This window comes from Pseudotabrizicola formosa, assembly GCF_002900965.1.
Taxonomy (GTDB): domain Bacteria; phylum Pseudomonadota; class Alphaproteobacteria; order Rhodobacterales; family Rhodobacteraceae; genus Pseudotabrizicola; species Pseudotabrizicola formosa.
The window spans coordinates 15833-38571 of record NZ_PJOM01000002.1; the positions used below are offsets into that span (position 1 = coordinate 15833).

General features: G+C 65.2%; 26 protein-coding genes, 1 tRNA gene and 1 riboswitch. Of the genes, 24 read left to right on the forward strand and 3 right to left on the reverse strand.

Annotated elements, in window-relative coordinates:
• The first annotated feature begins 26 nt into the window (after positions 1 to 26).
• The 3 genes from hisD to CXR43_RS04185 all read left to right on the forward strand — a co-directional run bounded on the left by hisD (position 27) and on the right by CXR43_RS04185 (position 2351).
• A complete protein-coding gene (gene hisD, locus CXR43_RS04175; RefSeq protein ID WP_103332837.1) occupies positions 27 to 1328 on the forward strand; it encodes a histidinol dehydrogenase in 1302 nt (433 codons plus the stop codon).
• Between the two features lie 72 nt (positions 1329 to 1400).
• Complete coding sequence (locus CXR43_RS04180; RefSeq protein WP_103332838.1) at positions 1401 to 1880, forward strand: UPF0262 family protein; 480 nt, start codon at positions 1401 to 1403, stop codon at positions 1878 to 1880.
• Between the two features lie 3 nt (positions 1881 to 1883).
• Positions 1884 to 2351 carry an arsenate-mycothiol transferase ArsC gene (locus CXR43_RS04185; RefSeq protein WP_103332839.1) on the forward strand — a complete coding sequence of 156 codons (468 nt, stop codon included), beginning with the start codon at positions 1884 to 1886 and terminating at the stop codon, positions 2349 to 2351.
• 6 nt (positions 2352 to 2357) lie between these two features.
• Here CXR43_RS04185 and CXR43_RS04190 read toward each other — a convergent pair whose 3' ends face one another.
• Positions 2358 to 2756 carry a winged helix-turn-helix transcriptional regulator gene (locus CXR43_RS04190; RefSeq protein ID WP_103332840.1) on the reverse strand — a complete coding sequence of 133 codons (399 nt, stop codon included), beginning with the start codon at positions 2754 to 2756 and terminating at the stop codon, positions 2358 to 2360.
• Between the two features lie 94 nt (positions 2757 to 2850).
• Between CXR43_RS04190 and CXR43_RS04195 the strand changes: the two genes are divergently transcribed.
• The 10 genes from CXR43_RS04195 (at position 2851) to CXR43_RS04240 (ending at position 9480) form a co-directional block, all read left to right on the forward strand.
• The gene (locus CXR43_RS04195) at positions 2851 to 3693 is read left to right on the forward strand and encodes an SDR family oxidoreductase (RefSeq protein WP_103332841.1); all 843 of its coding nucleotides are present in this window, start codon (positions 2851 to 2853) and stop codon (positions 3691 to 3693) included.
• 158 nt (positions 3694 to 3851) lie between these two features.
• Positions 3852 to 4268, forward strand: a complete 417-nt coding sequence (locus CXR43_RS04200) for a ketosteroid isomerase-related protein (protein WP_103332842.1) — start codon at positions 3852 to 3854, stop codon at positions 4266 to 4268.
• Entirely contained in the window at positions 4265 to 4888 is a 624-nt protein-coding gene (locus CXR43_RS04205) for a GNAT family N-acetyltransferase (protein WP_103332843.1), read from the forward strand. Before CXR43_RS04200 ends, CXR43_RS04205 begins: the two co-directional genes overlap by 4 nt.
• Positions 4885 to 5766, forward strand: coding sequence for a carbon-nitrogen hydrolase family protein (locus CXR43_RS04210; RefSeq protein ID WP_103332844.1), 882 nt, complete (start codon positions 4885 to 4887; stop codon positions 5764 to 5766). Before CXR43_RS04205 ends, CXR43_RS04210 begins: the two co-directional genes overlap by 4 nt.
• 167 nt (positions 5767 to 5933) lie before the next feature.
• A complete protein-coding gene (gene infA, locus CXR43_RS04215) occupies positions 5934 to 6152 on the forward strand; it encodes a translation initiation factor IF-1 (RefSeq protein ID WP_054005112.1) in 219 nt (72 codons plus the stop codon).
• Position 6153: 1 nt separating this feature from the next.
• Complete coding sequence (locus CXR43_RS04220; RefSeq protein WP_103332845.1) at positions 6154 to 6729, forward strand: Maf family protein; 576 nt, start codon at positions 6154 to 6156, stop codon at positions 6727 to 6729.
• Positions 6726 to 7775 (forward strand): ribonuclease E/G, encoded by a 1050-nt coding sequence (locus CXR43_RS04225; RefSeq protein ID WP_103332846.1) that lies wholly within the window; start codon positions 6726 to 6728, stop codon positions 7773 to 7775. The genes CXR43_RS04220 and CXR43_RS04225 overlap by 4 nt, the downstream gene beginning before the upstream one ends.
• Positions 7772 to 7951, forward strand: coding sequence for a DNA gyrase inhibitor YacG (locus CXR43_RS04230; protein ID WP_103332847.1), 180 nt, complete (start codon positions 7772 to 7774; stop codon positions 7949 to 7951). Before CXR43_RS04225 ends, CXR43_RS04230 begins: the two co-directional genes overlap by 4 nt.
• A 116-nt stretch (positions 7952 to 8067) precedes the next feature.
• Positions 8068 to 8143 (forward strand) — tRNA-Phe (locus CXR43_RS04235).
• Between the two features lie 248 nt (positions 8144 to 8391).
• Positions 8392 to 9480 (forward strand): methyl-accepting chemotaxis protein, encoded by a 1089-nt coding sequence (locus tag CXR43_RS04240; RefSeq protein WP_210402053.1) that lies wholly within the window; start codon positions 8392 to 8394, stop codon positions 9478 to 9480.
• A 110-nt stretch (positions 9481 to 9590) separates the two neighbouring features.
• On the opposite strand, the gene CXR43_RS04245 is transcribed toward CXR43_RS04240, so the two are convergent.
• Positions 9591 to 10382 (reverse strand): peptidoglycan-binding domain-containing protein, encoded by a 792-nt coding sequence (locus CXR43_RS04245; RefSeq protein ID WP_103332849.1) that lies wholly within the window; start codon positions 10380 to 10382, stop codon positions 9591 to 9593.
• A gap of 148 nt (positions 10383 to 10530) precedes the next feature.
• Complete coding sequence (locus CXR43_RS04250; protein WP_103332850.1) at positions 10531 to 11400, reverse strand: hypothetical protein; 870 nt, start codon at positions 11398 to 11400, stop codon at positions 10531 to 10533.
• Positions 11401 to 11530: 130 nt separating this feature from the next.
• On the opposite strand from CXR43_RS04250, the gene miaB reads away from it, so the two are divergent.
• The 11 genes from miaB to CXR43_RS04305 all read left to right on the forward strand — a co-directional run bounded on the left by miaB (position 11531) and on the right by CXR43_RS04305 (position 22655).
• Positions 11531 to 12841 carry a tRNA (N6-isopentenyl adenosine(37)-C2)-methylthiotransferase MiaB gene (gene miaB / locus CXR43_RS04255; RefSeq protein ID WP_103332851.1) on the forward strand — a complete coding sequence of 437 codons (1311 nt, stop codon included), beginning with the start codon at positions 11531 to 11533 and terminating at the stop codon, positions 12839 to 12841.
• Positions 12842 to 13055: 214 nt separating this feature from the next.
• Positions 13056 to 13616, forward strand: coding sequence for an OmpA family protein (locus CXR43_RS04260; protein ID WP_246831272.1), 561 nt, complete (start codon positions 13056 to 13058; stop codon positions 13614 to 13616).
• Between the two features lie 5 nt (positions 13617 to 13621).
• On the forward strand, positions 13622 to 13996 hold the full coding sequence (locus tag CXR43_RS04265) for a hypothetical protein (RefSeq protein WP_146036464.1): 375 nt from the start codon (positions 13622 to 13624) through the stop codon (positions 13994 to 13996).
• Between the two features lie 215 nt (positions 13997 to 14211).
• Positions 14212 to 15219, forward strand: coding sequence for a PhoH family protein (locus tag CXR43_RS04270; protein WP_246831273.1), 1008 nt, complete (start codon positions 14212 to 14214; stop codon positions 15217 to 15219).
• A 144-nt stretch (positions 15220 to 15363) separates the two neighbouring features.
• Entirely contained in the window at positions 15364 to 15867 is a 504-nt protein-coding gene (gene ybeY / locus CXR43_RS04275) for an rRNA maturation RNase YbeY (RefSeq protein WP_103332855.1), read from the forward strand.
• 40 nt (positions 15868 to 15907) lie between these two features.
• The gene (locus CXR43_RS04280; protein WP_103332856.1) at positions 15908 to 16876 is read left to right on the forward strand and encodes a transporter associated domain-containing protein; all 969 of its coding nucleotides are present in this window, start codon (positions 15908 to 15910) and stop codon (positions 16874 to 16876) included.
• A complete protein-coding gene (lnt, locus tag CXR43_RS04285; RefSeq protein WP_246831274.1) occupies positions 16873 to 18369 on the forward strand; it encodes an apolipoprotein N-acyltransferase in 1497 nt (498 codons plus the stop codon). Before CXR43_RS04280 ends, lnt begins: the two co-directional genes overlap by 4 nt.
• 32 nt (positions 18370 to 18401) lie before the next feature.
• Positions 18402 to 18451, forward strand: a riboswitch (SAM-SAH riboswitch).
• 8 nt (positions 18452 to 18459) lie between these two features.
• The gene (gene metK, locus CXR43_RS04290; RefSeq protein WP_103332857.1) at positions 18460 to 19626 is read left to right on the forward strand and encodes a methionine adenosyltransferase; all 1167 of its coding nucleotides are present in this window, start codon (positions 18460 to 18462) and stop codon (positions 19624 to 19626) included.
• 81 nt (positions 19627 to 19707) lie between these two features.
• The gene (gene trmB, locus CXR43_RS04295) at positions 19708 to 20406 is read left to right on the forward strand and encodes a tRNA (guanosine(46)-N7)-methyltransferase TrmB (protein ID WP_103332858.1); all 699 of its coding nucleotides are present in this window, start codon (positions 19708 to 19710) and stop codon (positions 20404 to 20406) included.
• A gap of 271 nt (positions 20407 to 20677) precedes the next feature.
• Positions 20678 to 22024, forward strand: coding sequence for a 3-phosphoshikimate 1-carboxyvinyltransferase (gene aroA, locus CXR43_RS04300; protein ID WP_103334010.1), 1347 nt, complete (start codon positions 20678 to 20680; stop codon positions 22022 to 22024).
• A 19-nt stretch (positions 22025 to 22043) separates the two neighbouring features.
• Positions 22044 to 22655, forward strand: coding sequence for a (d)CMP kinase (locus CXR43_RS04305; protein WP_103334011.1), 612 nt, complete (start codon positions 22044 to 22046; stop codon positions 22653 to 22655).
• Positions 22656 to 22739 lie beyond the last annotated feature (84 nt).

Here is a 22739-nt window from a genome sequence, read left to right on the forward strand (position 1 = left end):
GGCGGGACCGTGGAAGGGATGCCGTGATGCCTGTGTTTCTGAGCTGTGATGAGGCGGATTTCGAGGCGCGTTTTGCCGCGCTTCTGGGGATGAAGCGCGAAGAGGCGGAGGATGTGGATCAGGCGGTGGCGGAAATCATCGCCGATGTGCGGGCGCGGGGCGATGCCGCCGTGCTGGAGCTGACGGCGCGGTATGACCGGCTGAAGCTGGAGCCGTCGGGGCTGGCGTTTTCTGGGGCCGAGATTGCGGCGGAAGTGGCCAAGGTTTCGGCAGAGGATCGGGCGGCGCTGGAGCTGGCGGCAGAGCGTGTCCGCGCCTATCACGCGCGGCAGCGGCCCGAGGATGCGGCTTGGACCGATGATGCGGGCGCAACTTTGGGCTGGCGCTGGACGCCGGTTTCGGCAGCGGGGCTCTATGTGCCGGGGGGGTTGGCGTCCTATCCGTCAAGCGTGCTGATGAATGCGATTCCCGCCAAGGTGGCGGGGGTCGGGCGGCTGGTGGTGACCTGTCCCACGCCGGATGGGGTGGTGAACCCGCTGGTGCTGCTGGCGGCCCAGATTGCCGGGGTGGATGAGGTGTACCGGATTGGCGGTGCGCAGGCGATTGCGGCGCTCGCCTATGGCACGGCGACCATTGCGCCGGTGGACAAGATCACCGGGCCGGGCAACGCCTATGTTGCGGCGGCCAAGCGGCGGGTGTTTGGCCGGGTGGGCATCGACATGATTGCCGGACCGTCGGAAATTCTGGTGATTGCCGATGCCGGGAACGACCCGGACTGGATTGCCTTGGACCTGCTGTCACAGGCCGAGCATGACCAGAGCGCGCAGGCCATTCTGATCACCACCGATGCGGGGCTGGGCCGCGCGGTGATGGCGGCGGTCGAGCTGCGGTTGCAGACGCTGGAGCGGCGCGAGATTGCGGGCGCAAGCTGGCGCGACAATGGCGCGGTGATCGTGGTGGAGACCTTGGCGCAGGCCGCGGCACTGGCCAACCGGATCGCGCCCGAGCATCTGGAGATCATGGTGGAGGATTGCGAGGCGCTTGCCGCCCAGATCCTGCATGCCGGGGCGATCTTCCTTGGGCCGTGGACGCCCGAGGCGATTGGCGATTATATCGGCGGCCCGAACCATGTGCTGCCCACGGCACGCTCGGCGCGGTTTTCCAGTGGGCTCAATGTGCTCGATTTCATGAAGCGCACCACGATGGCGCGGATGACGCCGGAGGCGCTGAAGGCGATCGGGCCGAGTGCCGAGCGGCTGGCGATCAGCGAAAGCCTTGAGGCGCATGGCTTGAGCGTGCGGGCGCGGCTGGACCGGTTGAACGGCTAGGCCAACGCCGCACTTGCACAGCGCCCTGCGGTCAGGCATCACCTGTACATCCCCGCGCAAGGCCCGCCCATCATGACGAACCGCATCTGCCATATCGAGATTGACGACAAGGGCCTTGCCCGCCCCACGGCGGAGATCGAGCAGGAGCGGCGGGTCGCGATTTTTGATCTGCTGGAAGACAATTCCTTTGATCTGCCGCCGCGCGACGGGCGGGCGGTGCCGGCGGGGCCGTACCGGCTGGGGCTGGCGATCCGTGAGGGGCGGCTGGTGTTTGATGTGGCCGCCGAGGACGGGGCGGCTGTGGGGGCGTTTCATTTGTCGCTTGGGCCGTTCCGGCAGGTAGTGAAGGATTATTTCCAGATCTGCGAGAGCTATTTCGAGGCCGTGAAGCGCCTGCCCCCCAGCCAGATCGAGGCGATCGACATGGCGCGGCGCGGCATTCACAACGAGGGCGCGCGCATCTTGCAGGAACGGCTGGAGGGCAAGGCCAAGGTCGATACCGACACGGCGCGGCGGCTGTTCACGCTGATCTGCGTTCTGCACTGGGGGTAGGGTTTGGCTGATTTCCCCCAGTCTGTGTTGTTTTGTTGCGACCATAACGCGGTGCGTTCGCCGATGGCCGAGGCGTTGATGAAGAAGTTCTACGGCCAGCGCGCCTATGTGCAATCGGCCGGGGTGCGCAATGACATGGAGGTGGACGGGTTTTCCGTCGCCGTGTGCAAGGAGGTGGGGGTCGAGTTGGCCCGCCATCGCAGCCGCAGCTTTGAAGAGATGCAGGATTGGGGCGATGACCTGTCGCAGTTCGACCTGATCATCGCGCTGTCGCCCGCCAGCCAGCGGATGGCGCTGGAGCTGACGCGGCATTGCCATCTGGAGATCGAGTATTGGCCGATCCTGGACCCGACCGGTCTGGGCGAATCGCGCGAGCACAAGCTTTCGGCCTACCGGCAGGCGCGTGATCAGATCCGCGAGCGGATGATCGCCCGCTTTGGCGCGCCGACCGAGGAGCCGGCGGCGGTCTAGCGGCGCTCAACGCTCGGCTTGCGGTCGGGGCAAGGGGGGGCCCAGTCTGGGCAGGTTGGTTTCGATCCAGGCGGTGAGTGCGACGACATGGGCTGCCGCTTCGACCCCGAGGGGCGTCAGGCTGTAGCTGACATGCGGCGGCACCACATCGCGCGCGACGCGCAGGACAAAGCCATCTGCTTCAAGCTGTTGCAGGGTCTGCGCCAGCATCCGCTCGCTGACCCCGGCGATCCGGCGGCGCAGTTCGGCAAAGCGGTGCGGGCCGGTGGCCAGGGTGACCATCACAAGCGTGCCCCATTTGCTGGTCAGGTGCTGGAGGATGCCGCGCGACGGGCAACCGGCCGCCAGAACATTGCCGCGCTCCCACGCGCCGATCAGATCCTGTGCTGTGGTGGAAAGGGTCATGTGCGCCTCTGTGGTGTACTTACAAAAATGTAGGTACTTACGATTCGGAAGTAAACCCGGTATTCCGGTGCCATCGCAATCGCAGGAGACGATCATGACAACCATTGCCATCACCGGGGCCACTGGCCAGTTGGGGCGCCTGGCGATCAAGGCGCTTGTCGGGCGGGGGGAAAGCCCCATCGCGCTTGCCCGCAGCCCGGACAAGGCCGCCGATCTGGGGGTGGAGGTGCGCGGGTTTGACTATACCGCGCCGGACCGTGCCGCGCTTGCGGGGGTGGATGTGCTGGTGCTGATTTCATCCAATGATTTCAATGATCGTGCCGGTCAGCATGGCAAGGTGATCGCGGCGGCGCAGGCGGCGGGTGTGGGGCGGGTGGTCTATACGTCGCTGCTCAAGGGCGAGGCGTCACCGATGCTGCTGGCGCAGGATCATGTCGCGACCGAGGCGGCGCTGCGGGCATCGGGCCTGTCTTATACTCTGCTGCGCAATGGCTGGTATCTGGAGAACCTGACCGGAACGCTGGGGGCGGCACTGGCGCATGGTGCCGTGATCGGCGCGGCGGGGGAGGGCCTGATCTCGGCGGCGGCGCGCGCCGATTTCGCCGAAGCGATTGCGGTGACGGCCAGCAGCGAAGGTCATGAGAACGCCACCCTTGAGCTGGCGGGTGACATCAGTTTCACCATGGCAGAATTTGCCGCCGAACTGGGGCGGCAGTCGGGCAAGGCGATGCGCTATGACAGCCTGCCCGAGGCGACCTATGCCGAGATCCTGATCGGTTTCGGCCTGCCCGAAGGCTTTGCCCGCATTCTGGCCGACAGCGATGCCAAGGCTGCCGAAGGGGCTTTGCAAGATGACAGTGGCACGCTGTCGCGCCTGATCGGGCGGCCGACCACGCCGATGGCAGAGGGGATCGCACAGGCGCTCAAAGCGCTCTGACAGGTGCAGCTTTCCCAGATACTGCAGGGCGCAAGCGTTTCGCCACGGGTTCGGGAACCGTATGGGCTTGCGGACGGGTCCCCCCTGCGCCTTTGGCCAAAAGGACTGGCCATCCGGCGGTTTGCCGCTATCGTGCGGTCAAAACCCCGGAGCCTGTCATGTCCAAAGCCGATGCCACTGCCCAAGCCACGATTGCCGCCTATTACGCCGCCTTCAATGCGGGCGACCCCGCCGGAATGCTGGCGTTGGTCACCGAGGATGTGGAGCACCGGGTGAATGAGGGCGGCATCCGGCGCGGGCGGGAAAAGTTTGCAGAGTTCTGCGCGCATATGGGCGTCAGCTACCGGGAAGAGTTGCAGGATCTGGTGATCTTCACGTCGCCCGATGGCACGCGCGGGGCGGCAGAGTTTACCGTGCATGGGGAATATCTGAAGACCGACCCCGGCCTGCCCGAAGCGCGGGGGCAGCGCTATGTGTTGCCGGCGGGGGCTTTTTTCGATCTGCGCGACGGGAAAATCGCCCGGATCACCACATTCTACAACCTGTCGGACTGGGTGGCGATGGTGTCGGCATGAGCGCGCCTGACGCCGCGCGGCCCGACCTGCCGGATGGCATCCATGTCCGCGCCCTGCAGGGGGCGGAGCTGGAGGCGCATCTGGAGGCGGTGGCGGGCCTGCGCATTGCGGTGTTCCGCGACTGGCCCTATCTGTATGATGGCGCGCTGGAGTATGAACGCGACTATTTGCAGACCTACCGTGATGCGCCGCAGGCGTTGCTGGTGGGGGCGTTTGACGGCGACCGGCTGATCGGGGCCTCGACCTCGACCCCGATGGAGGATCATGCGGCGGAATTCGCCGCGCCTTTTGCCGGGCTGGGGCTGCCGCTGAGCTCTATCCTGTACGGCGCGGAGTCGGTGCTGTTGCCCGACTATCGCGGCCTGGGGTTGGGGCACAGGTTCTTTGACCTGCGCGAAGAGCATGCGCGCAGGCTTGGGCGCAGCCATGTGGCCTATTGCGCGGTCCAGCGGCCCGAGGATCATCCGTTGCGCCCCGCACATCACCGCAGCAATGATGCGTTCTGGCTGGGGCGCGGCTATGCGCCGCTGCCGGGGGTGATCGCCGAGTTTTCATGGCGCGATGTGGGCCATGATGCCGAGACCAAGAAACCCCTGCAATTCTGGATGCGCGCGCTATGACCAGCCCGACCACAGCCTTCACTCTGGCCGCAGCGGCCTATGATCTGACCTGGTTTGACCATTTCGACGACCATGCCGCCAAGCTGGGGGTCTGGGTGGCCGGGGCAGCGGCGCAGGGGGCCAAGCTGCTGGTGTTTCCGGAATATGGCGCGATGGAGCTGAGCAGTCTGGGCGGGCGCGATGTGGCCGCCGATCTGGAGGCCGGTCTGCATGAGGTGGCGCGGCACGGGGCGGCCACTGATGCGCTGCATCTGGAGCTGGCGCGGGCGCATGATTGCCTGATCCTGGGCGCGTCACGCCCCTTTTTCATCGGGCCGCGCCCGGTGAACCGGGCCACGCTCTATGGGCCGGACGGAATTGTCGGGCATCAGGACAAGCAGATCATGACCCGGTTTGAACGCGAGGAATGGGATGTGGTCGCGGGCCGGGGTCTGACGCCGTTTGACACCGATCTGGGCCGCATCGGGGTGATCATCTGCTATGACAGTGAATTCCCGCTGTTGGGGCGGCATCTGGTGGATCAGGGGGCCGAGATTTTGCTGGCCCCGTCCTGTACCGAAACCTATGCCGGGTTCAACCGCGTGCGGATCGGGTCGATGGCGCGGTCGCTGGAAAATCAATGTGTTGTGGCCCATGCGCCCACCGTTGGGCCCTGCGATTTTTGTCCGGCGGTGGATATGAACACCGGATCGGCCTCGATTTACGGCCCGCCGGATACCGGCTTTCCGCCCAATGGGATACTGGCTGAAACCGCGCTGAACGTGCCGGGCTGGGCGGTGGCGGAGGTGAGCCTGGAGGCGATCCGCCATGTGCGGCGCGATGGCCGGGTGTTGAACCATTTGCACTGGGACGAGCAGAAGGCGCGCACCGGCGCATAAGGCGGGCTGCATCGCCTGGCTGCGGGCGCGGGCCGCCCCGGGCTGTTGCGTCTGGGCCGTGGTGCGGGGCGAGGGGCGGAGAATCCTCTTGAAAACCCGGGGAATCAGGCGCATATGCGCCGCACATGGCCTGCGGTTCCCGCGGGCTCATATTTATTGGAGTGACCATGGCCAAGGAAGACATTCTCGAATTCCCCGGTGTCGTCAAGGAACTCCTGCCGAACGCGACATTCAAGGTTGAACTCGACAATGGCCATGAATTGATTGCAGTGATGGCAGGCAAGATGCGCAAGAACCGCATCCGCGTTCTGGCTGGCGACAAGGTACAGGTGGAAATGACCCCCTATGACCTGTCGAAGGGCCGTATCAACTATCGTTTCAAGTAAGTTGCGGCTGATTCTAGGTTCTGCCAGCCCGCGCCGGAAGGATCTTCTGGCGCAGATCGGGCTGGTGCCGGACGCCATCCTGCCCCCCGATATCGATGAGGACCCGCGCCCGCGTGAATTGCCGCGGCCCTATTGCGCGCGGCTTGCGCGGGAAAAGGTGCTTGCGGTGGCGGCTGGCCCCGATGATGTGGTGATCTGCGCCGATACCACGGTGGCCCTGGGCCGCCGGATTCTGGGCAAGCCTGCAAACGCGGGCGAGGCTGCGGCCTTCCTGACCCTGCTGGGCGGCCGCCGGCATGAGGTGATCACCGCCGTTGCCGTGCGCCGCGGCGACCGGATTCTGACCCGCGAGTCGGTGAGCACGGTCAAGATGAAGCGGCTGTCGGATGCCGAGTTGAACGGCTATCTTGCCTCGGGCGACTGGCAGGGCAAGGCGGGCGGTTACGGGATTCAGGGGCTTGCAGGCGCGCTGATCCCCTGGATTCAGGGCAGCTACACCGGCATCATGGGCTTGCCGGTGGCGGAAACCGCAGTTTTGCTGGAGGCCATCGGCTATCCGGTCTGGAGGCAGGCATGATTGGTCGGGTGGTGATCCTCGATGAGATGGGCGACCGGCAGATGGCGGCGCTGGTGGTGGACGGGCGGCTGGAAGAGCTGTCGGTGGACCCGGCTGGCGATACGGTGCTGCCGGGCGCGATCTACCGTGCCGTGGCCGACCGGCCGGTGAAAGGGCAGGGCGGGATTTTCGTCAAGCTGCCGGGCGGGTCAGGCTTTCTGCGCCAGATCAGCGGCATCGCCCCCGGTCAGCGTCTGCTGGTGCAGGTGACAGGACCGGCAGAGCCCGGCAAGGCCGTTCCGGTGACGGCGCGGCTGTTGTTCAAATCGCGCTTTGCGATTGTGACGCCGGATGCGCCGGGGTTGAACATCAGCCGCCGCATCCGGGATGAGGATGCGCGGGTGGAATTGGATGCTTTGGCCAGGGCCGGGATGGCGGGGGCGGCGCAAACGCTGGGGCTGATCCTGCGATCGTCCTGTGACGGGGCCGAGCCCGAGGCCATCGCCGAAGACATTGCGGCGATGCGCGGGCTGGCCGAGGCGGTGCTGGTGGACCTGAAGGGGGATGCGGAGCTGCTGGTCGATGGTCCGGGCGCGCATGACATCGCGTTTCGGGACTGGCTGGACCCGGTGCCGGATGAGGTGGTGACAGAGCCGGGCGGCTTTGCCACGCAGGGCGTGGATGCGATGGTGGCCGACCTGCTGACCCCGCGCGTCGATCTGCCGGGGGGCGGCCATATGATGGTGGAGCCGACGCGGGCCTTGGTGGCTGTGGATGTGAACACCGGGCCCGATACCAGCCCGGCCGCCAGCCTGAAGGTGAATATCGCCGCCGCCCGTGATCTGCCGCGACAGTTGCGGCTGCGCGGGCTTGGCGGGCAGGTGGTGGTGGATTTCGCGCCGATGTCAAAGAAGGATCGCGCGATACTGGATCAGGTGATCAAGGCCGCCTTCAAGGGGGACGGCGAGGCCAATCTGGCAGGTTGGACCACGCTGGGCCTGTACGAGCTGACCCGCAAGCGCGACCGGCTGCCGCTGGCCGAGGTGGCGGGGGGGCTGTTCGCATGACCTGCCCGATCTGCAAGAAGCCCACCGATGCGAAATACCGTCCGTTCTGCTCGCGCCGCTGCGCCGATGTGGATCTGGGCCGCTGGCTGACCGAAAGCTATGTGATTCCCGCAGCCGAGGGCGAGGAAGAAACACCGGCCGAGGGCGACGACGACGGCGGTTTGCCGCGGTCCTGAGCCGGGACCGGCTGGCGGAGGATGGTGCGGCAAAAAGGCGAAAAAGCCTCTGGACAGCCCCGCCGCCCTGACGTATCACCCGCCAACCGAAGGTGGCCTTGCTGCAACGGTGCAGTGCCCGGATAGCTCAGTTGGTAGAGCAGCGGATTGAAAATCCGCGTGTCGGCGGTTCAAATCCGTCTCCGGGCACCATTTCATCTCCCCCGAAATTGCTGTGCGGTTTTTACCCTGTGGCGTCGTTTGCGCTGAGGGCGACGTCTGCGCTGCGTGCTGAGTCTGAGCGCCCTGCGACCGATCGGGGGGCAGGGACTTCTGCCCTGGTTTCGATAATCTCTTTTTCACGCTTGGATGTCTATTTTCCGCAGAGTGTCCAAGGATAGGGGGCTGACGGAATGTTGCAGGGGTTTCGGCATGGCAAAAGGGGAACCTCTTCCGCCCTGTTGCACAGCGCTGTTGCGCAGGCGATTGATGCGGTGGTGCTGATCGACGAGACGAACGCTGTCACCTATTTCAATGATTCGGCGGAGCAGTTGTGGGGCTATCGCCGCGACGAGGTGTTGGGCAAAAACGTGTCGATGCTGGTTCCGGAAGCGCACCGGCACAATCATGACGCCCTGATCGACGCCAATCGCACAACCGGGATCAACAAGATCGTCGGCACCAGCCGCGAGGTCACCATTCCCCGCAAGGATGGCTCGACCGTGCCGGCAAGTCTGGCATTGTCGAAGATGAAGGTGCGGGGGTCGTGGCAATATGCCGCCTTCATTCGGGACATGTCCAAGGAGATTGCAACCCGCAACGACATTCTTGACCGGGCGGGGCAAAGTGTCGATCTGGTTGTCGTGGATTGCGAAAAGGTCGCCGCCCTTTCCACCCAGATCAGCGAGGGGGCCGCGCGTCAGGCCTCCTCGGCCCAGCAGGCAACCGCCGCGATGGAAGAGATCACGGCGTCGTTGCGCAACTGCGCAACCAATGCCGCAACCACCGAAAGGATTGCAACGGGGTGTTCCAGGGATGCGCAACGCGCCGGCGATTCCGTATCGCGTGCGGTTCAGGCGATGGCGGAAATTGCCGACAAGATCCGGATCGTGCAGGAAATTTCGCGTCAGACAGATCTGCTGGCGCTGAACGCGGCGATCGAGGCGGCGCGGGCGGGGGTGCATGGCAAGGGTTTTGCAGTGGTGGCCTCGGAGGTGCGCAAGCTGGCCGAGCGCAGCCAGGCGGCGGCGCTTGAAATCAGCCGTCTGTCATCCGAGACCCGGGCAGCTTCGCAGGAAGCCGGACAGGAGATTGCCGCCCTTGTGCCCGAAATCGCCAAGACGGCTGATCTGGTTCGGGAAATATCGGCGGCCACGCGGGAGCAGCAGGTGGGCGGCGAACAGGTCAATCAGGCGATCCGCGATCTGGACCGGGTGATCCAGAACAGTGCGGCCACCGCACATTCCGCAAGCCAAACCAGTGCCTCGCTCAAAAGCCGGTCAACCGACCTGAGCGCGCTGATCGGGGCGATGCGCAGCGGCAAGCTGTAGGGCGACGGATGGGGCAGGGGCCAGTGCGCCGGTCTGCACCCATGAGGTATCAGGGCGACCCTAGCGGTGCGGGCGGGCCTTGCACGGATGGTCTGGCCCGCCCGAAAGCGTCAGATTCCGGTCTGCCGGCGCAGTTCGCGCAGTTGGTCGGCGGTCATGTAGCCGGTGGCACGCAGGCCTTCGTCGCGTTGCCAGCTGGACAGGGCGCTGCGGGTGTTGGTCCCAAAGACCCCGTCGACGCCACCGGTGCGATAGCCCAGGGTCGTCAGCCTGCGCTGGATTTCGCGCCGTTCTGCCAGGGTAAGGCCCAGCAGGCGTTCCTCGGTGCGGTCATCCACGGCGTCCGGGTCTGGCGTCGCCGGTGCGGGGCCGGCCACGGGGCCAGCCTGGCGGGCGATCAGCGTGACCTGTCCTTGCGTGACATAACCGGTCGAGGTCTGGTCATTGGCGGTTTGCCAGCGGCGGATCGCCGTGCGGGTGTTCGCGCCCCACAGCCCGTCGGCCACGCCGGTGGGGTAGCCCAGCCTGGTCAGCTGCGTCTGCAGCTGCACGCGTTGGCTGCGGGTCAGGCCAAGGGCGGCCTCGGCCGCGGCGGCGCGGGCGGGGCCGCTGACGGGCGGTGCCGGCTCCACCGGGGCGGGCTGCCCGACAGATACCCCCAGCCGCCGCAGCGCGCGTTCGGCATTGGCGCGGTAGGCCCCTTCCGGGTGTTGCGACAGATAGCTGCGATAGGCCTCGGCGGTGTTCTGGCTTTGCGCCTGTGAGAAAGCGGTCTTGTCCAGCTCTTGTGTGACCAGCGATTTCGCGACACCGGACAGGATGTCGCCAAGATCCTGTGCCGTCGCGGGGGCAGCGGTGCCCAGACCGGCGATCAGCAGCAGCGGAAGAGTGAGGGTGCGCATGGCATGGTTCCTTTCGGACGAAGTGATTGTCGCGACGCAGGAATTTCGTCGGGTCCGTCCATGGCTTTAACGCATGTGGCCGCGCATGGTTCCGCAGGCCCCGCGGTTTGGTCTGGGGGGCGGCGCGCGGATGGGGGCCGTCAGCCGGTCAGAACCATTGCCCGGGTTCCATCAGGCCAAGGTCCATCAGCTGTTGGCTGTGCCAGTCAAAGGGGGTGGAGTTGCGCCAGCGGAAATCCTGGATGTCGAAGCGTGAGCCGGGGTTGGTGCGCAGGGCCTTGGCGGTGCGGAAAGACACCAGCGCCGTGGTGATGTTGTTGTGCCAGGGACAGGCATAGGTGTTCATCTCTTCATCCGAGAGGGTGAAGTCGGGGCGCAGGGTCAGGCCCGGGCGGGTCTTGAACAGGCAGATCCGGTCGATCTTGCGACGCTGGGGCGAGATATGTTCCTCAAACCGCCAGCGCAGACCGCCAAAGAAATCAAGCTGCCGCTCCTTGGGGTGATTGTGGTTCAACGGATCGGGGCGACCAAGGGCGTAATAGCCCGACCGGTCCAGATGGGCATCGGACAGCGAGACGGCATTGGGAAAGCGATTGAGATCGCCTGCATAGAGGTCGATGGTGTAGGTCAGAATGGCGTCGCGGCGTTCTTCGCTGTGAAAAGCCAGCAGTTCCAGCACATTGCGAGTTTCGCAAAACGGGTAGAACAGATATTCGGCATTGTAGCCATAAAACAGCCAAACCCCCGGCACCGCCGCGATGAGGCGGTTGACGGCGGTGATCAGCGCGCCTTCGGCATGCACGTCATGGTCCACGCGGTGGATCTTGTCTTCGACGCTGGCGGGCAGGGTAAGCCCGGGCGACGCGAGCAGCACAATCGTGGGAAAGCCGGCGGTCTGGTGGTGGCGCAGGGTGGTGTCCACCTCGACCTCGTCTTCGGCCAGGATCACGGCGACCGGGCCCGTGCCGATGAGGGCGCGGGCGCCTGCCAGAAAAGCGTTCAGTCCGCTGTGGCGCATGTCTCGCTTGGTCCCTCCCTGCTGATCTGGGCAGACTCGGCGATGGGGGGGCGTTTGGCAAGGGGGGCTTCGCGTTGCGCCCGGTTGCGGTTCGCGGTAGAACACGCGCTGATCCACGGCGGGGTAGCCCATGTCTGATGCCAAGAAGCTGTTCATCAAGACCTATGGCTGTCAGATGAACGTCTATGACAGCGAGCGCATGGCCGAGGCCATGGGCGCGGATGGCTATACGCTGACCGATGTGGTGGAAGACGCCGATATGGTGCTGCTCAACACCTGCCACATCCGCGAAAAGGCGAGTGAAAAGCTGTTCTCCGACCTTGGCCGTCTGCGCCCGTTGAAGGACGCCAAGCCTGACCTGAAGATCGGGGTGGCGGGTTGCGTGGCACAGGCGGAGGGGGCAGAGATTCAGCGGCGCATGCCGCTGGTGGATATTGTGGTGGGGCCGCAGGCCTATCACCGGCTGCCCGCCCTGGCCCGGGCCAGCGGCCCGCAGGTGGACACCGAATTTCCCGCCGAAGACAAGTTTGACCATCTGCCAGAGCGCAAGGCGTTGCGCGGGCCGACGGCGTTTCTGACAGTGCAGGAAGGCTGCGACAAGTTTTGCGCCTTTTGCGTGGTGCCCTATACCCGGGGGGCCGAGGTCAGCCGCCCGGTGGAGCGCATCTTGCGCGAAACCCGTGATCTGGTGTCGCGCGGGGTGCGTGAGGTGACGTTGCTGGGGCAGAACGTGAATGGCTATCACGGCGCAGGCGAGGGCGGGGCCTGGACGCTGGGCCGGTTGATCCGGGCCTTGGCGGGCATCGACGGTCTGGAGCGGGTGCGCTACATGACCAGCCATCCCAATGACATGGACGACGATCTGATCGCGGCGCATGGCGATGTGCCGCAGTTGATGCCCTATCTGCATCTGCCGGTGCAGTCGGGGTCAGACCGCATTCTGAAGGCGATGAACCGCAAGCACACGCGGGATGATTATTTCCGGGTGATCGACAAGATCCGCGCCGTTCGGCCCGATACGCTGTTTTCGTCCGATTTCATCGTGGGCTTTCCGGGTGAAACCGACGCCGATTTTGCCGATACGCTGGATCTGGTGCGGCGGGTGGGGTACGGCCAGTCCTATTCGTTCAAGTATTCGGCGCGGCCCGGCACGCCGGCGGCAGAGAAACCTGCGGTCGAGGCTGCGGTCGCGGACGCCCGCTTGCAAGCGTTGCAGGCCTTGATCCTTGACCAGCAGCGCGCGGGCCAGGAGGCGATGGTGGGGCGCGAGGTGACGGTGCTTTATGAAAAGGCCGGACGCCAGCCGGGGCAGATGGTGGGCAAGTCTGACCACCTGCATGCGGTGCATGTCGATGATGCGACGGGTCGGGTAGGCGAGCTGGCGCGGGTGCGGGTGGTGGCCTCTGCCGCCAATTCGCTCTCGGCGGTCAGGGTTTCCTGAGGCTGATCAGTCGGCCCGCAGGGGGCGCTTTGTTTGGCTGATCGCGACAATGGCGCAGGATGCTGCGGGAAGGGCAGGGTTTTTGCCCTGACTTCGCCGCATAAATGCCCTGATTTATTCAAATTTCGCTTTACTTCACTTTGCCCGGTCGTCAATCCTTGGGGCATAATTTTGCATGTGAATGGTTAACAAGGGGGTTGCGGCTGTGGAGCGGATGTCCAAAGCGGTACGGATGATCCTGGGGGGCGCAGCGCTTGCTGTCGGGCTTTCAGGCGTGACGCCGGTCCTGGCACAGGGGGCCCCCGAAGTTGTCGGCAAGATCGAATGGGGCGTCTGGATCGACGATGACGGCTGCATGCACTGGTGGGCCGATGGCGGGCTTGAAGGCTATATGGTGCCGCGCCGCAACCCCAAGGATGGCAAGCCGGTCTGCCTGAAGCGCAACACCTGTCTGGTGGAAAACACCGATCAGCTGTTTGCGACCGACAGCGCCCGGCTGACAGCGCAGGGGCGGTCGCGGTTGCAATCCTTTTTCCGGAATGCCGGGGCCTTTGGCTATGCGATCTATGGCCATACCGACAGCCGCGCATCGGATGAATACAACATGGGCCTGTCAGAGCGTCGCGCCGCCGCCGTTGCCAATGTGGCGCGTTCGGTCGGCGCGCATGTGGAGCGGGAAATCGGCTATGGCGAACGTCAGCCTGTCGCCTCGAACAGGTCTGCTGCCGGCATGCAGAAGAACCGTCGGGTCGAAGTTGTCTGCTACCGGTGGTGATGAACATGAAGATTAGTTTCAAATTCGGCGCGGCCCTGGCAGTCTTGTTCCTGAGCGGCTGTGTCAGTGATGGTCTGACCCCCTATCAGGGCCCCGACTCTGTGATCGCGACCGGGGTGGACAAGGGCCGCGACTCCGGCGTCCTGCGCCATGGCCATGCGGCCATTGCCTATGATCCTGACGGGTGCCAGAACTGGATCATGGATGACGGGGTGGAGGGGTATTCCAGCCCGCGTTTTGACCCGAAATCGGGCCTGCCCGTCTGCAACGATCACTTTCCGCCGGGAACGGTGATCAGAAACTACCAGACCGACTCGCCGGGCCTGCGCGATTATGTGCCCGGTCCCGGCATTCGCACGGTGGTGCGCCGGTCGAACTGACAGACCGCTTTGGCGGCATATTCCGGGGGCCACGGGGAACCGGGCCCCCTTTGTCGTGGTTGGGGTGACAGACCAATCGCTGCCTGGGTTTTGGGCGGATGTCACAATTCCGTGCGGTGGCTGGATATAAACTCGGACTGACACGAAATCGATGCTTGCCAGATCATGTGACGCGGCGCACGATACATACAGGCCCTAGCATCAAGGAGACCTCATTGGGCATCAGCGCGCTGACCCCCCCGACCAAGCCCGAGGACATCATCGAGACTGTTCTCGAATTTCCAGACAATCGTTTGCTGATTGACCTGTGCGGCGAGTTTGACCGCAATCTGGCGCAGGTGGAGCACCAGATGGGCGTTCACATCCTGCGGCGCGGAAACCGCCTTGCGGTGATCGGGGATAAGGGCGCGCGGGAGCAGGCGGCCGCCGTGCTGCGCAGCCTCTATGCCCGGCTCGAATCCGGTCGCACGGTCGCCGCAGGCGATATTGACGGTGCGATGCGTCTGGGTCAGGCCACGATGAGCGCCGAGGGCGAGCAGATCGAACTGTTCAACCCCGGCATGGAAATCCGCACCCGCAAGAAACCGGTGGAGCCGCGGACCGAGGCGCAGAAGGCCTATGTCGCCAACCTGTTCAGCCATGAACTTGGTTTTGGCATCGGGCCTGCGGGCACTGGCAAGACCTATCTGGCAGTGGCGGTCGGCGTGACCATGCTGGTGTCAGGGGCGGTCGAAAAGATCATCCTGTCGCGCCCGGCGGTGGAGGCGGGGGAGCGTTTGGGCTTCCTTCCTGGTGACATGAAGGAGAAGGTCGATCCCTACATGCAGCCGCTCTATGATGCGCTGAATGATTTCCTGCCTGCCAAGCAGGTGCAAAAGCTGATGGAGGAGAAGCGCATCGAGATCGCGCCCTTGGCCTTCATGCGCGGGCGCACGCTGTCGAATGCCTTTGTGGTGCTGGACGAGGCCCAGAACGCCACGACCATGCAGATGAAGATGTTCCTGACCCGGTTGGGCCAGGGGTCGCGCATGGTGATCACCGGCGACCGCACCCAGGTGGACCTGCCGCGCGGCATGCCCTCGGGGTTGGCCGATGCAGAACGCATACTGAAGGGGGTGCGTGGGGTGACGTTCAATTACTTCACATCCAAGGATGTGGTGCGCCATCCGCTGGTGGCGCGGATCATCGAGGCTTACGAATCGGACGAGACGCCGCAGACCTGAGAGTTGGGCCGATCAAGGCACCGGGGGGCTGTCTGCCCCCCGGTCCCCCCGTCGAGGATGTTTAAAGACTGAAAACAGGCGGGCCGTCCAGGCTGGGCCTTCGTTTCTCTTGCCCGACCTGTCCAGTTGGGATAGGGCGCGCGGATGGACCCGCTGGTGGAGTGTGTGATCGAGGATGCCCGTTGGGAGAGGCTGGGGCTGGAGCCCCTGTCCTTGCGTGCGGCGTCGGCGGTGCTTGCGGGGTTGGAGCTGCCGCAGACGGGGTTTACCCTATGCGTGATGGGCTGCGATGATGCGCGGATATCGGTGCTGAATGCGGAATTCCGTGGCAAGCCCACCCCCACCAATGTGCTGAGCTGGCCGACGGAAGATCTGTCGGAAGACCTGCCCGGTGCCGTGCCGGCGCGGCCCTTGGCGGGTGAGGCGGCAGAGCCCTGGTCGCTGGGCGATATCGCGATTTCCTATGACACCTGCGCGCGCGAGGCCGAGGTGGCGGGCAAGCCGCTGGCGGATCATGTCACCCATCTGGTCGTGCATGGCGTGTTACATTTGCTGGGATATGATCACATTCATGATGCCGATGCGGATCTGATGGAAAAACATGAGGTGGCCATACTTGCCACGCTTGGGGTTGATGACCCATATTGAAGCCGCACCCATGACAGGGTGCTTTTCTGGATAAGGACTGATGGGCAGTAGTAACGACGGGTCTACGGCGGCGCAGCGCGCGCCGTCTGGTGTACAGGCCGAAGGCGATCAACCTCCGAGTAGGGGCCTGTTCGGACGTTTGTTGGGTGTGTTTTCGGGGGCTGACAGCCCGCCGGGCGGCCGGTCGGATGCTCCGGCGCCGGTGGTGACAAGCGGAGGCGCTTCGGTGCCGGGGCTTGGAAACCTGCGGCGGTTGCGGGTGGATGATGTGGCGATTCCCAAGGTGGATATCGTTGCCGTGCCCGTCGATATCGGTCGAGATGATCTGGTCGAAGTGTTCCGCGAGCAGGGGTTTTCGCGCCTGCCGGTGTACAAGGGCACGCTGGACCATCCGCAGGGCCTTGTTTTGCTGAAGGATCTGGCGCTGCAGCACGGCTTTGGCACCTCAGGGAGGTTTTCCCTGCGCAAACTGCTGCGCCCCTTGCTCTATGCGCCGCCGTCGATGCCCATCGGCGTTTTGTTGCAGAAGATGCAGCGCGAACGGGTGCATATGGCACTGGTGATCGATGAATACGGTGGCGTTGACGGTTTGGTAACCATTGAAGACCTGATCGAGACCGTGATCGGCGAGATCGAGGACGAGCATGACGAGGATGAAAGCCTGTTGTGGAAAGAGGAAAAGCCCGGCGTGTTCCTGGCGCAATCCACTGCCCCGCTGGAGGAGTTCGAGGCCGTCATCGGAATGAAGCTGCGCAACGGCGAGGATGATGACGAGATCGACACGCTGGGCGGCCTGGTCTTTGTGCGCATCGGCCGGGTGCCGGTGCGGGGCGAGATCGTGCCGCACGAATCGGGGGCCGAGTTCGAGGTGGTGGATGCCGATCCACGGCGGATCAAGCGGCTTCGCGTGCGCCTGCCGGGGAGCAAGCGCGATCCGGTGACCGAAACCGAGACGCCAGCAGCCGCTGCGGCACCCGTATCTTCAATCATGGAGAAGGTCGCGTCTTGAGCCTGCGCCACCGGCTGTTTGCCGCCGCTCCGGTCCGGCGGCAGGCAGGGCTTGACGTGCTGGCGGGGGCGGCGGTTGCCTTGGGGCAGGCGCCGATCTCGGCCTGGTATCTGGCCTTTCCGGCGCTGATCTGGGCGATGGCGCGCATGCTGCGGCCAGCATCGGCGGCGGGGGCGGGCTGGGCCGGTTTGCTGGTGGGGGCGGGGTATTTCGGGGCCTCGCTCACCTGGATCGTTTCGCCGTTTTTCATCGATCCTTGGGTCTATGGCTGGATGGCCCCGTTTGCGGTGGTGCTGATGGCCTTTGGCTTTGGGCTGTTCTGGGCGGGGGCTGCGGCGGCGGCCAGCCGGTTTGCGGTCAGACCACTGGCGCTTGCCGCCAGCCTTGGCGCGGTGGAACTGCTGCGCGGCTATGTCTTTACCGGCTTTCCCTGGGCGTTGGTCGGGCACATGTGGCACGCCTGGCCGCTGGTGCAGACGGTGGCGCTGTGGGGAGCGACGGGGCTGACGGCGGCGACCCTCGGGGCCGCCGCGCTGCCGCTGATGCACCGCTGGTGGGGGGCTGCGGCGGCGGGTGCCCTGCTGCTGGCGGGCACGGGCTTTGGCCTGTGGCAGTTGGACCAGCCAGAGCCCGGCGCGCGGGCGGCGAGCCTGCGGCTGGTGCAGCCCAATGCCGAGCAGCATCTGAAATGGGACCCGGATCAGGCCCGCATGCTGTTTCAGCGCCAGCTGGCGTTCACGCGGGAGGGCACGCCTGCCACGCTGACGATCTGGCCCGAAACCGCGGTGCCTTATCTGCTGGAATATTCGCCCGAGGTGGCACCGATGATCACCGATGCCTCGGCTGGCAATCGGGTGGCGATCGGCATTCAGCGGGTGGAGGGTGACCGGGGTTGGAACGCGCTGCGCGTTCTGGAGGGCGAAGGCCGGGTCAGCGCCACCTATGACAAGTTCCATCTGGTGCCCTTTGGCGAATACATGCCGATGGGCGATCTGTTGCAGGACTGGTTCGGCATCGGCGCTTTTGCCGCGCAGGTGGGAAACGGCTATTCGGCCGGCACCGGGCCGCAGGTCATTGATCTGGGCGAGGCGCTTGGCCGCGTGTTGCCGCTGATCTGTTATGAGGCGGTGTTTCCGCAGATCCCGCGCGGCGCGCCGGAGCGGCCCGACTGGATGTTGCAGATCACCAATGACGCATGGTTTGGCACGCTGACCGGGCCGTTCCAGCATTTCGAACAGGCGCGGTTGCGGGCCATTGAACAGGGCTTGCCGCTGATCCGCGTGGCCAATACCGGGGTGACGGCGGTGATCGATGCGCGGGGGCGGGTTTTGCAGGCGCTGCCCTTTGGCACGGCGGGCTATCTGGATGTGGCGCAGGTGCCCGGGGCGCTGCCGACCCCGTTTTATGCAAGGTGGGGCGAGGGGCCGGTGCTGGTGCTGCTGGTCGTTCTAATTGCAGGGTCTTTCCTGCGCCGCAGGCCCCGGGTTGCTTGACGCCTTGCGCCATTGGGCTTACGCACCACACTGAACTGCCACAACGGCTTCCTGGCGTGGCAGGGATCATTCAAATGGAGCACTACCCCAATGAGCCGCAAGAATTACGTATTTACCTCGGAATCCGTTTCCGAGGGGCATCCTGACAAGGTGTGTGATCGTGTGTCGGATGCCATTCTGGACGCCTTTCTGACCGAAGAGCCCAATGCCCGCGTCGCCTGCGAGACCTTTGCGACGACCGGCCGGGTTGTGGTTGGCGGCGAGGTGGGGTTGTCAAGCAAGGCCGCCACCGACGCCATGCTGGAGCGGGTCGAGGGCATTGTGCGCGACTGCGTGCGCGACATCGGTTACGAACAAGAGGCGTTTCACTGGAACACGCTGAAAGTGCAGAACTATCTGCACGGGCAATCGGCCCATATCGCGCAGGGCGTCGACAAGGACGGTGCGGGCGATCAGGGCATCATGTTCGGCTATGCCTGCCGCGAAACCGCCGAGCTGATGCCGGCCCCGCTGCAATATGCGCAGGCCATCCTGCGGCGTCTCGCGCAGGTGCGCAAATCGGGCGAACAGCCGACGCTGGGGCCGGATGCCAAATCGCAGCTGTCGCTGCGCTATGAAGACGGTATGCCGGTGGAGGTGACCTCTATCGTTCTGTCGACCCAGCATGCGCTGGACACCCAGACCTCTGCCGATATCCGCGCCATTGTAGAGCCTTATATTCGTGAGGTTTTACCGGATGGCTGGCTGACCGAGGCGACGAAATGGCACGTCAATCCCACGGGTATTTTCGTGATCGGCGGCCCCGATGGCGATGCCGGGCTGACCGGGCGCAAGATCATTGTGGATACCTATGGGGGGGCTGCCCCGCATGGGGGGGGCGCGTTTTCCGGCAAGGACCCGACCAAGGTGGACCGCTCGGCGGCCTATGCCGCGCGCTATCTGGCCAAGAATGTGGTGGCCGCCGGGCTGGCTGATCGCTGCACCTTGCAGGTGTCTTATGCCATTGGCGTGGCAGAGCCGCTGTCGATCTATGTCGATACCCATGGCACCGGGCAGGTGGAGGCGGCGCAGATCGAGCGCGCCGTTGCCGCCTGCATGGATCTGACGCCGCGTGGCATTCGCACCCATCTGAACCTGAACCGCCCGATCTATGCCCGCACCAGTGCCTATGGCCATTTTGGCCGCACACCGGATGCAGATGGCGGATTCAGTTGGGAAAAAACCGATCTGGTTGAGGCTTTGAAGGCCGCTGTCTGAGGGTTTGGGCGCGCCCGGGCTTGACCCGGGCGTCCCAGCCTGACACGAGGCGCGGCAAACCCGCGAACAGGACCACATTCCATGACCGAGCCATCCGAACGCCGCAATTTCTATGGTCGCGTGCATGGTAAGACCCTGCGCGCGAGCCAGAAGGATTATCTGGAAAACGACCTGGAAGCGCTGCGGATTCAGGGGGTTACGGTTGAGGAGAACCCCGACCGCAGGCCGCTGGACATCGCCACGCTGTTTCCCACCCCGCGCCCTGTGTGGGTGGAGGTTGGCTTTGGCGGCGGCGAGCATCTGGTGCATATGGCGGCGCGCTATCCGCAAGTGGGCATCATCGGCTGTGAGCCGTTTGTGAACGGTATTGCCATGCTGCTGGGCAAGATCCGTCAGGCGGGGGTGACCAACCTGTGCATCCATCCCGGAGATGTACGCGACCTGTTTGACGTGCTGCCAACCGCTTGTGTGGACAAGGTTTTTCTGAACTATCCCGACCCCTGGCCCAAGGCGCGCCACCATCGCCGCCGCTTTGTGACGCCGGGATATCTGGCACTGCTGGCCCAGGTGATGAAGCCGGGGGCGGAGTTCCGGGTGGCGACGGATATTCCCGATTACGTGCGCCAGACGCTGGAAGAGGTGCCGCAGGCCGGGTTTGAGCTGCTGGCCCAGACCGGGGAGGGCGAGGCATGGGAAGATTGGATTTCCACCCGCTATGAACAAAAGGCGCTGCGCGAGGGGCGGGCGCCGCATTATCTGACGTTCCGGCGTCTGGGGTAGCTGTCTGCCTGCCATCAGGGCTTGCCCCCGGCGAGGGGCGTAAGCATCTGAAAATCAGTGAAATTTATGGTATGGTTCGGGTCTGATCCACGTCTGGTTTGCGTATGGCTTACGTCATGACGTGGGTGCGGATCACGGCGGCTGCGCAGACCGGATGGCGACGGCGGTCCGGCGGTTGCGGTGCAGGCCAGCTTGGGGGGCCTTGGCATCCCCCATGGACCGCCACGGTTGCTTGCGCTATCAGGCGGGCGTTCACATTCGGGAGATGATGATGTCCGGCCATGGCGAAGCGCAACCGATGACTTCTGCGAAATGCGGACCGCTGCGGGGGACGGCGGCGGTGCCGGGCGACAAGTCGATCTCGCACCGCGCGCTGCTGTTCGGCGCAATGGCGGTGGGGGAGACCAAGATCACCGGGCTGCTGGAAGGGCAGGATGTGCTGGACACGGCGCGGGCGATGCGCGCCTTCGGGGCCGAGGTGGTGCAGCACGGGGCCGGGGACTGGTCTGTGCATGGCGTGGGTGTGGGCGGCTTTCGCGAGCCGGCGGATGTGATTGATTGTGGCAATTCCGGCACCGGCGTGCGGCTGATCATGGGCTGCATGGCGACCACGGCGATGACGGTGACCTTTACCGGCGATGCGAGTTTGCGCAAGCGCCCGATGGCGCGGGTGACGGACCCGCTTTCGCTGTTTGGCGCGCAATCCTATGGCCGCAAGGGCGGCCGGCTGCCGATGACGGTGGTGGGGGCCGCCAACCCGGTGCCGGTGCGCTATGCGCTGCCGGTGGCGAGTGCGCAGGTAAAGTCGGCGGTGCTGCTGGCGGGGCTGAACGCGCCGGGCCAGACGGTGGTGATCGAGCGCGAACCGACGCGGGACCATTCGGAGCGGATGCTGCTGGGGTTCGGGGCCGAGCTTTCGGTGGAGCACAGCGCCGAGGGCCATGTGATCACCCTGACGGGCCAGCCAGAGCTGCGCCCGCAGACGGTGGCGGTGCCGCGTGACCCAAGCTCTGCCGCCTTTCCGACCTGTGCGGCGCTGATTGTCGAAGGGTCAGATATTCTGGTGCCGGGTGTGAGCCAGAACCTGACGCGCAACGGGCTGTATCTCACGCTGGCCGAGATGGGCGCGCAGATTGAGTTCCTCAACCCGCGGACTGAGGGCGGCGAGCCGGTGGCCGACCTGCGGGTGCGGTTTTCGGACACTATGCAAGGCATCGAGGTGCCGCCCGAGCGCGCGCCCAGCATGATTGACGAATATCCGATCCTGTCGGTGGTCGCGGCCTTTGCCACCGGGCGCACGGTGATGCGCGGGGTCAAGGAATTGCGGGTCAAGGAATCCGACCGGATTGACGCGATGGCGCGCGGGCTGGAGGCCTGCGGCGTGACCATCGAGGAAGACGAGGATACGCTGATCGTGCATGGGATGGGCGCGGGCGGAATGCCGGGGGGGGCGGTCTGCGCCACCCATCTGGACCACCGGATTGCCATGTCCTTCCTGATTGCCGGGATGGCGGCACGGGCAGCGGTGTCGGTGGATGACGCCTCGCCGATCGTCACGTCCTTCCCGATCTTCGAAGATTTGATGAATGGTCTTGGCGGCGCGATCCGGCGCGGATGAGCGGCACGAGAAGGCAGGCATGATCTTTACAGTCGCCATCGACGGGCCCGCTGCTGCGGGGAAGGGTACGATCAGCCGCGCGGTGGCCGAGGCCTTTGGCTTTGCCCATCTGGATACCGGGGCGCTGTACCGGGCGGTGGGTGTCAAGGGCGGCGATCCGGTGCTGGCGGCGCAAAGCCTGATGCCCGAGGATCTGGCGCGCGACGATCTGCGCACGCTGGGGGCCGGGCAGGCGGCGAGCCGGGTGGCGGTGATCCCCGAGGTGCGGGCGGCCTTGCTGGACTTTCAGCGCCGCTTTGCCCGGCGGGAGGGGGGGGCCGTGCTGGACGGGCGCGACATCGGCACGGTGATCTGCCCCGAGGCCGAGGTGAAGCTGTTCGTGACCGCCAGCCCGGAGGTGCGGGCCGGGCGGCGCTGGCTGGAACTGGGCGCAGAGGCGGGGGCGCGGTCGCTGGCCGAGGTGCTGGCCGAGGTGCGCGAGCGCGACGACCGCGACATGAACCGCGCCGATGCGCCGCTTCGACCGGCGGCAGAGGCGGTGATGCTGGACACGTCAGATCTGGCGGTGACGGCGGCGATTGACCGTGCGGTGGCCGTGGTGCGGGCGCGGCTGGATCTCTTGCGCGGGTGAACAAGTCTTGTGCGCGGGTATGCGATGGTTCTGCGCCGAAAGGGGACTTACATCGGGAGCAGATGATCACAAGACGGTCCGATC

Bases quoted from the DNA above. Each gene is read 5' to 3' on its own strand.
- hisD (WP_103332837.1), top strand. From the start codon at position 27: ATGCCTGTGTTTCTGAGCTGTGATGAGGCGGATTTCGAGGCGCGTTTT.
- CXR43_RS04180 (WP_103332838.1), top strand. From the start codon at position 1,401: ATGACGAACCGCATCTGCCATATCGAGATTGACGACAAGGGCCTTGCC.
- CXR43_RS04190 (WP_103332840.1), bottom strand. From the start codon at position 2,756: ATGACCCTTTCCACCACAGCACAGGATCTGATCGGCGCGTGGGAGCGC.
- CXR43_RS04195 (WP_103332841.1), top strand. From the start codon at position 2,851: ATGACAACCATTGCCATCACCGGGGCCACTGGCCAGTTGGGGCGCCTG.
- CXR43_RS04200 (WP_103332842.1), top strand. From the start codon at position 3,852: ATGTCCAAAGCCGATGCCACTGCCCAAGCCACGATTGCCGCCTATTAC.
- CXR43_RS04205 (WP_103332843.1), top strand. From the start codon at position 4,265: ATGAGCGCGCCTGACGCCGCGCGGCCCGACCTGCCGGATGGCATCCAT.
- CXR43_RS04210 (WP_103332844.1), top strand. From the start codon at position 4,885: ATGACCAGCCCGACCACAGCCTTCACTCTGGCCGCAGCGGCCTATGAT.
- infA (WP_054005112.1), top strand. From the start codon at position 5,934: ATGGCCAAGGAAGACATTCTCGAATTCCCCGGTGTCGTCAAGGAACTC.
- CXR43_RS04225 (WP_103332846.1), top strand. From the start codon at position 6,726: ATGATTGGTCGGGTGGTGATCCTCGATGAGATGGGCGACCGGCAGATG.
- CXR43_RS04230 (WP_103332847.1), top strand. From the start codon at position 7,772: ATGACCTGCCCGATCTGCAAGAAGCCCACCGATGCGAAATACCGTCCG.
- CXR43_RS04245 (WP_103332849.1), bottom strand. From the start codon at position 10,382: ATGCGCACCCTCACTCTTCCGCTGCTGCTGATCGCCGGTCTGGGCACC.
- CXR43_RS04250 (WP_103332850.1), bottom strand. From the start codon at position 11,400: ATGCGCCACAGCGGACTGAACGCTTTTCTGGCAGGCGCCCGCGCCCTC.
- miaB (WP_103332851.1), top strand. From the start codon at position 11,531: ATGTCTGATGCCAAGAAGCTGTTCATCAAGACCTATGGCTGTCAGATG.
- CXR43_RS04260 (WP_246831272.1), top strand. From the start codon at position 13,056: ATGTCCAAAGCGGTACGGATGATCCTGGGGGGCGCAGCGCTTGCTGTC.
- CXR43_RS04265 (WP_146036464.1), top strand. From the start codon at position 13,622: ATGAAGATTAGTTTCAAATTCGGCGCGGCCCTGGCAGTCTTGTTCCTG.
- ybeY (WP_103332855.1), top strand. From the start codon at position 15,364: ATGGACCCGCTGGTGGAGTGTGTGATCGAGGATGCCCGTTGGGAGAGG.
- CXR43_RS04280 (WP_103332856.1), top strand. From the start codon at position 15,908: ATGGGCAGTAGTAACGACGGGTCTACGGCGGCGCAGCGCGCGCCGTCT.
- metK (WP_103332857.1), top strand. From the start codon at position 18,460: ATGAGCCGCAAGAATTACGTATTTACCTCGGAATCCGTTTCCGAGGGG.
- trmB (WP_103332858.1), top strand. From the start codon at position 19,708: ATGACCGAGCCATCCGAACGCCGCAATTTCTATGGTCGCGTGCATGGT.
- aroA (WP_103334010.1), top strand. From the start codon at position 20,678: ATGTCCGGCCATGGCGAAGCGCAACCGATGACTTCTGCGAAATGCGGA.
- CXR43_RS04305 (WP_103334011.1), top strand. From the start codon at position 22,044: ATGATCTTTACAGTCGCCATCGACGGGCCCGCTGCTGCGGGGAAGGGT.